Source organism: Mycobacterium sp., assembly GCF_035499775.1.
In the GTDB taxonomy this organism is placed as follows: domain Bacteria; phylum Actinomycetota; class Actinomycetes; order Mycobacteriales; family Mycobacteriaceae; genus Mycobacterium.
The window spans coordinates 1-6,948 of sequence record NZ_DATJYB010000156.1; the positions used below are offsets into that span (position 1 = coordinate 1).

Sequence of the window (6,948 nt, forward strand, 5' to 3'; positions counted from 1 at the left end):
GCGAGCCAGTGCCGCGTCGTCCATCCAGGCCACCATCAGCACGTCGCTGCTGCCGCGCTCCTGCACGACGGCGGTGAACAGCCCGTCGGCGTTGCGCTTCAGACGCGCGGCGATGTCCGGGTCGAGCGTCATCGCACCGTGATCCCTTCTGCTGCCATGGCGGCCTTCACCTGCCCGATGGTCAGCTCCCGGAAGTGAAAGACACTGGCCGCCAAGACCGCATCCGCGCCGGCACCGACTGCGGGTGCGAAGTGGTCCACCGCCCCGGCGCCGCCGCTGGCGATCACCGGCACCGTCACCGCGGCCCGCACCGCCCGCAGCATCGGCAGGTCGAATCCGGCTTTGGTGCCGTCGGCGTCCATCGAGTTCAGCAGGATCTCCCCCACTCCGAGCTCGGCGCCCCGCGCCGCCCACTCGACCGCGTCAAAGCCGGTGCCGCGTCGACCCCCGTGGGTGGTGACCTCCCAGCCCGACGGTGTGGGTGCCGAGCCGACTGGCACCGTGCGGGCGTCGACAGACAACACGATGCACTGAGAGCCGAACTGGTTCGCCATTTCCGCCAGCAGGTCGGGACGCGCGATGGCGGCGGTGTTGACCGAGACCTTGTCGGCACCGGCGCGCAGCAACACGTCGACGTCGGAGACGGTACGCACCCCGCCACCGACCGTCAGCGGGATGAACACCTGTTCTGCCGTGCGGCGCACCACCTCCAACATGGTGGCGCGGCCCGACGACGACGCGGTCACGTCCAGAAAGGTCAGCTCGTCGGCGCCCTCGGCGTCATAGACGGCGGCGAGTTCCACGGGATCGCCTGCATCCCTGAGGTTTTCGAAGTTGACGCCCTTGACCACCCGCCCGTCATCGACGTCCAGACACGGGATCACCCGCACGGCAAGACCGTCACCGGAATACATCTCAGTAGTCCTCCGGTTCGCCGGCGCTGCGCACGAGCTCGAGGATCTCGCCGTGCGCGCGTGGTGCCGCGGCCAACGCGGACCGCGATTCGGGGGTCCACGGCTTGCCTTTCAGGTCGGTGACGATACCGCCTGCGGCTTGTACCAGGGCGACGCCGGCCGCATGGTCCCAGACGTGGCTTCCGAAACTTATTGCCCCGCCAAGTATTCCGTCGGCGACATAAACAAGGTCGATGCCGGTCGAGCCGTGCATCCGCAGTCGTGACGACACGCGGCTGAGATTCTCCAGCACCGCCACCCGATAACGGCCCGGGAACCGGCCCCGCGAGTCGGCGCTGAAGCTGCCGACGCCGACCAGCGCGGCGGACAGGGCGATGTGATCCAACGACGGTTGCGGCACACCGTTTTTCATCAGCGGGCCACCCGCGACGGCGGTATAGCGCTCGTCGGTGAACGGCAACCAGGTCAGGCCGGCCACCGGCTCGCCGTTGTGCAGCAGACCCAACAAGATCGAGGCCATCGGGGATCCGGCCGCGTAGTTCAACGTGCCGTCGACCGGGTCGAGCACCCACACCCAGGGCGAGTCGAGGGCCGACCCGCCGAATTCCTCACCGTGCACACCTATTCCGGTAGCCTCGACCAGCGCATCGACCACCTGGCGCTCGATCGCGAGATCGACTTCGGTGGCGAAGTCGTTGCCCTTCTTGCGGACCGCTGAATCAGCTCGGTGGCCGTCCAGGAACCGCGGCACCGCCGCATCCAGGATCGCCGACGCCTCTTCGACCAACCCGTTCAAATCCATTGCGGGGTTACCCTCGTACCGCGGCCAGTGCCTGCGGGAGGGTGAACCGTCCGGCATAGAGGGCCTTGCCCACGATGGCACCTTCGACGCCGCGGTCGGTCAGGGTCGCGATGGCGCGCAGGTCGTCAAGGCTCGATACGCCGCCGGAGGCGATCACCGGCGCGTCGGTGCGTTCGGCCACGCCGGCCAGCAGCTCCAGATTCGGGCCGCCGAGCGTGCCGTCCTTGGTGACGTCGGTGACGACGAACCGCGAACACCCTTCGCCGTCAAGGCGTTCCAGCACCTGCCAGAGGTCGCCGCCGTCGGTCTCCCAGCCGCGGCCACGCAACCGATGTTCACCGTCAACGATCTGGACATCCAGGCCGACGGCCACCTGGTCACCATGTCGGGCGATCACCTGTGCGCACCACTGCGGGTTCTCCAGTGCCGCCGTCCCCAGGTTGACCCGCGCACAGCCGGTCGCCAGTGCGGCGGCCAGGGAGTCGTCGTCGCGGATACCACCGGAGAGCTCGACCTTCACGTCGAGCTTGCCCACCACCTGGGCCAGCAGTTCGCGGTTGGAGCCACGGCCGAACGCCGCGTCCAGGTCGACCAGGTGGATCCACTCGGCACCGTCGCGCTGCCAGTTGAGCGCGGCATCGACCGCTGAGCCGTACTCGGTTTCACTACCGGCCTTGCCCTGGACCAGCCGCACGGCGCGACCGTCGACCACGTCGACGGCGGGTAAAAGTATCAGCGACATCTCTTATAGCCCCTCGACCCAGTTTCTCAGCACGGCCGCACCGGCATCCCCGCTCTTCTCCGGGTGAAACTGCGTGGCAGCCAGCGGCCCGTCCTCGACGGCGGCCAGAAACGGCACCTGGTGGGTGGCCCAGGTCAGCAGTGCCTCGGATGATCCTTCCCAGTGCTGGGCGGCATAGGAGTGCACGAAGTAGAACCGGGCATTGGCGTCCAAGCCCTTGAACAGCGCGCTGCCGGGCGCCGCGTTCACCACGTTCCAACCCATGTGCGGGATCACCGGTGCGTCAAGCCGAGTGACGGCACCGGGCCACTGACCGCAGCCTTTCGTCTCCACCCCGAACTCGACCCCGCGGGCGAACAAGATCTGCATGCCGACACAGACCCCCAGCACCGGCCGCCCGGCAGCGACCCGCTCGGCGATGATCCGCTCCCCGGCAATCTTGCGCAGGCCCGTCATGCAGGCTTCGAAAGCGCCCACCCCCGGCACCACCAACCCATCGGCATCTGCGGCGGCCGTCGCATCGGCGGTGACTTCGACCGCGGCGCCGACGCGCTGCAGCGCACGCTGCGCCGACCGCAAGTTGCCCGAGCCGTAGTCCAAGACCACCACGGATTTGGTGCTCACAGAACACCTTTGGTAGACGGCACACCCGACACTCGGGGATCGGGCTCGACCGCCTGACGCAGTGCGCGGGCGACGGCCTTGTACTGCGCCTCGGTGATGTGGTGCGGGTCGCGCCCGTACAGGACGCGGACGTGCAGCGCGATGCGGGCATTCATGGCCAGCGACTCGAACACGTGCCGGTTGATGACGGTATGGTACGGCACCGAGCTTCCGGCAATAGTGGTGTGCTGCAGGTGATCCGGCTCACCGGTGTGCACGCAGTAGGGCCGCCCGGACACGTCGACGGCAGCGTGGGCCAGCGTCTCGTCCATCGGGATGAAGGCGTCGCCGAACCGGCGGATCCCTTTCTTGTCGCCGAGCGCCTGCCCGAGGGCCTGACCCAGCGCGATCGCGGTGTCCTCGATGGTGTGATGCGCCTCTATCTCGACATCGCCTTTGGTGCGCACGGTCAGGTCGAAGCTGGCGTGGCTGCCCAGCGCGGTCAGCATGTGGTCGTAGAACGGGACACCGGTGTCGATGTCGACCTGCCCGGTGCCGTCGAGGTCGAGTTCGATGACGATGTCGGATTCCTTGGTGCGGCGTTCGATACGCGCACGCCGGGTCGCAATAGTGGTCATGGGGCTCCTACATTGGCCGGGGCCAGCTCGGTGACGGCGATTTGGGCGCTTGCCCGCAGAAACGCGTCGTTCTCGTGGGCCAGCCCAGTAGTGGCGCGCAGGTAGCCGGGGATGCCGACGTCCCGGATCAGAACGCCGGCGTCCAGATACTGCTGCCAGGCGGCGGGCGCATCGGCGAATTCGCCGAACAGCACAAAATTGGCGTCGCTCGGGATGACCCGGAAACCCATGCCGGACAACGCTATTGTGACGCGCTCGCGTTCGGCGATCAGGGTGGCGACGCTGCCCAGCGTGTCGTCCGCGTGCCGCAGCGCCGCCCGGGCCGCGGCTTGAGTCACCGACGACAGGTGATACGGCAACCGCACCAGCAGCATGGCGTCGATCACCGCCGGCGTGGCGATCAGGTACCCGAGCCGGCCGCCGGCGAAGGCGAACGCCTTGCTCATGGTGCGGGTGACGATCAGCCTGGTCGGATACTCCTGCACCAGCGCCACCGCGCTGGGTTGGGACGAGAATTCGCCGTAGGCCTCGTCGACGATCAGGATGCCGGACACCGCGTCCAGCAGCCTGCGCAGACCTGGCAGCGAAACGCTTTGTCCGGACGGGTTGTTCGGGCTGGCCAGGAACACCACATCGGGGTTGCGCTCGGTGACGGCGGCGACGGCCGTGTCCAGGTCGAGGCTGAAGTCGTCGGCGCGGGCGGCCTCGATCCAGTCGGTGCGGGTGCCGTCGGAGATGATCGGGTGCATCGAGTAAGAGGGAACAAAACCGATCGCGGTGCGCCCCGGCCCACCGAACGCCTGCAGCAACTGCTGCAGGATCTCGTTGGAACCGTTTGCCGCCCAGAGGTTTTCGACACCCAGCTGAGTACCGGTCTGCTCGGTGAGGTAGGCGGCCAGGTCGGTGCGCAGTGCCACCGCATCGCGGTCGGGGTAGCGGTGCAGGTCCGTGGCCGCCTCTTGCACCGACCGCACCAGGTCGTCGACCAGGGCGCGGGTGGGCGGGTGTGGGTTCTCGTTGGTGTTCAGCCGCACCGGAACGGCCAATTGCGGTGCGCCGTAAGGTGATTTGCCTCGCAGGTCGTCGCGCAGCGGCAAGTCGTCCAGCGTGGGTTCGGGTGCGCTCACGGCTCGAACCTCCGCCGTACCGCCTCGCCGTGCGACGGCAGGTCTTCGGCCTTGGCCAGCGTGATCACGTGTCCGGAAACGTCTTTGAGTGCCGCCTCGGTGTAGTCGACGACGTGGATGCCGCGCAGGAACGTCTGCACCGACAGGCCGCTGGAGTGCCGGGCGCTGCCGACGGTGGGCAATACATGGTTGGACCCGGCGCAGTAGTCGCCGAGGCTGACCGGTGCCCAGGGGCCGACGAAAATGGCGCCGGCCGAACGTATCCGGCCGGCGACCTGCGGCGCGTCGGCGGTCTGGATCTCCAGATGCTCGGCGGCATAGGCGTTGACGACGGTGATTCCGGCGTCGAGGTCGTCGACCAGGATCATCGCCGATTGGCGACCGCTCAATGCGGCGGTGACCCGTTCGCGGTGCACGGTGGTTTGCAGTTGGGCGGCCAGTTCGGTGTCGGTGGCGTCGGCCAGGGCCTCGTCGGGGGTCACCAGCACGCTGGAGGCCATCTCGTCGTGCTCAGCCTGGCTGATCAGGTCGGCGGCGACGTGCGCGGGATCGGCGGTGCGGTCGGCCAGGATGGCGATCTCGGTCGGGCCGGCTTCGGCGTCGATGCCGACCTGGGATCGGCACAGCCGCTTGGCGGCGGTGACGTAGATGTTGCCGGGCCCGGTGATCATGTCGACCGGCTGTAGCTCTGTCCCGTCGGTGTCGGTGCCGCCGTAGGCCAGCAACGCCACCGCCTGCGCACCGCCGACGGCCCAGACCTCGTCGACGCCCAGCAGGCGGGCCGCGGCCAGGATGGTCGGGTGCGGCAAGCCGTCAAATCTTGTTTGGGGAGCGGACTGCGGCGGGCTGACCACCACCAGCGAGTCCACTCCGGCGGCCTGGGCCGGCACCACGTTCATCACCACGCTGGACGGGTACACCGCGTTGCCGCCGGGCACATACAGGCCCACCCGCTCCACCGGGATCCACCGCTCGGTGACCGTCGCGCCGGGGGCGAGCGTGGTCGTGACGTCGGTGCGGCGCTGGTCGGCGTGCACGGCGCGGGTCCGCTCGATCATCACCTGCAGCGCGTCGTGTACATCGCGGTCCAGGCTGGCCAGCGCGGCGTCTAGCGCCGAGTCCGGAACTCGCACGGCCGGCGGCCGCACACCGTCGAACGACTCGCCATAGTCCAATGCGGCCTGCGCCCCGCGCTCGGCCACGTCCTGCACGATCGGCCGCACCTTGGGCAGCACGCTCTCCACATCGGCACCACCGCGCGGCAGAGCGGCCCGCAGCCGGGCTGCCGTCAACTGCGTGCCCCGCAGGTCGATACGGGCCATCACCGATGCCGGAATGGTATTCATTGCTCCCATTGTCCCAGAGCAACTCAACTGGATATCCGACCGGTACAGTGCGGTCATGTCTAAAAAGGATCATCCCAACAACGCCCCGGGCGTCCCGATGGTCTTTCCGGTCTGGTTTGAGAACCTTCAGGTCAAATATCTCAACAAGGCGCTGAAGCCGATCGCGCGCTACCTTCCCGGAACGGCGACCATCGAGCACCGCGGCCGCAAGTCGGGCAAAACCTACAAGACCATCGTGACCACCTACCGCAAGGGCAACACGCTGGCGATCGCGCTGGCCCACGGCAAGACGGACTGGGTCAAGAATGTGCTGGCCGCCGGTGAGGCCGACGTGCACTACGCCCGCCGCGACCTGCATATCACCAATACCCGGCTGCTGCCTGCGGGCTCCGACGGCCCGGACGTCCAAGGGCTACCGCGGATGGTCCGCATGCAGTTGCCCCGCATGGCGGTCTTTGTCGCCGACATCGCCTGAGCCGACAGCCGCGCCGCAGGCCCGACCCCGTCGCCGAGCGTGCTCTGGTTGCGAAATCAGGCTGTCCGCCCAGGCTTCACGCCCGACGAGCGCTCAGATCCTGGTGAAGACGGTCTTGCCGATCATCGCCGGCCAGCCCGACGGAGCGTCCTCCCACGCGACGACCCGGTCGACGGCCGGCGCCAGGTCCAATCCGTCGGACAGCAACTCGAGCACATGCGGGATGACAGCACGCGCGTTCACCCGCCCAGTGACGAACCTCACACCGCGGGTGTACATCGACAACAACGGCATCTCGACC

8 protein-coding genes and 2 pseudogenes are annotated in these 6,948 nt (G+C 68.2%); 1 reads left to right on the forward strand and 9 read right to left on the reverse strand.

Annotated features, from left to right (window positions below; translation table 11 throughout):
- The 8 genes and pseudogenes from VML93_RS10575 to hisD all read right to left on the reverse strand — a co-directional run.
- Positions 1 to 132: pseudogene (locus VML93_RS10575) on the reverse strand (phosphoribosyl-AMP cyclohydrolase); the annotation flags it as partial.
- Positions 129 to 914, reverse strand: a complete 786-nt coding sequence (gene hisF / locus VML93_RS10580) for an imidazole glycerol phosphate synthase subunit HisF (protein WP_325610344.1) — start codon at positions 912 to 914, stop codon at positions 129 to 131. The gene hisF and the pseudogene VML93_RS10575, both read right to left, overlap by 4 nt.
- 1 nt (position 915) lies before the next feature.
- On the reverse strand, positions 916 to 1,716 hold the full coding sequence (locus VML93_RS10585; RefSeq protein WP_325610346.1) for an inositol monophosphatase: 801 nt from the start codon (positions 1,714 to 1,716) through the stop codon (positions 916 to 918).
- A 7-nt stretch (positions 1,717 to 1,723) separates the two neighbouring features.
- Positions 1,724 to 2,458: a bifunctional 1-(5-phosphoribosyl)-5-((5-phosphoribosylamino)methylideneamino)imidazole-4-carboxamide isomerase/phosphoribosylanthranilate isomerase PriA gene (gene priA, locus VML93_RS10590; RefSeq protein ID WP_325610348.1), complete on the reverse strand. Its 735-nt coding sequence runs from the start codon at positions 2,456 to 2,458 to the stop codon at positions 1,724 to 1,726.
- A 3-nt stretch (positions 2,459 to 2,461) separates the two neighbouring features.
- Positions 2,462 to 3,082 carry an imidazole glycerol phosphate synthase subunit HisH gene (gene hisH, locus VML93_RS10595; RefSeq protein ID WP_325610352.1) on the reverse strand — a complete coding sequence of 207 codons (621 nt, stop codon included), beginning with the start codon at positions 3,080 to 3,082 and terminating at the stop codon, positions 2,462 to 2,464.
- Complete coding sequence (hisB, locus tag VML93_RS10600) at positions 3,079 to 3,699, reverse strand: imidazoleglycerol-phosphate dehydratase HisB (protein ID WP_325610355.1); 621 nt, start codon at positions 3,697 to 3,699, stop codon at positions 3,079 to 3,081. The genes hisH and hisB overlap by 4 nt, the downstream gene beginning before the upstream one ends.
- On the reverse strand, positions 3,696 to 4,826 hold the full coding sequence (locus tag VML93_RS10605; RefSeq protein ID WP_325610357.1) for a histidinol-phosphate transaminase: 1,131 nt from the start codon (positions 4,824 to 4,826) through the stop codon (positions 3,696 to 3,698). The genes hisB and VML93_RS10605 overlap by 4 nt, the downstream gene beginning before the upstream one ends.
- Positions 4,823 to 6,151 carry a histidinol dehydrogenase gene (hisD, locus tag VML93_RS10610; protein ID WP_325610361.1) on the reverse strand — a complete coding sequence of 443 codons (1,329 nt, stop codon included), beginning with the start codon at positions 6,149 to 6,151 and terminating at the stop codon, positions 4,823 to 4,825. The genes VML93_RS10605 and hisD overlap by 4 nt, the downstream gene beginning before the upstream one ends.
- 76 nt (positions 6,152 to 6,227) lie before the next feature.
- On the opposite strand from hisD, the gene VML93_RS10615 reads away from it, so the two are divergent.
- On the forward strand, positions 6,228 to 6,647 hold the full coding sequence (locus tag VML93_RS10615; RefSeq protein ID WP_325610359.1) for a nitroreductase family deazaflavin-dependent oxidoreductase: 420 nt from the start codon (positions 6,228 to 6,230) through the stop codon (positions 6,645 to 6,647).
- Between the two features lie 93 nt (positions 6,648 to 6,740).
- On the opposite strand, the pseudogene VML93_RS10620 reads toward VML93_RS10615, so the two are convergent.
- Positions 6,741 to 6,948: pseudogene (locus VML93_RS10620) on the reverse strand (alcohol dehydrogenase); the annotation flags it as partial.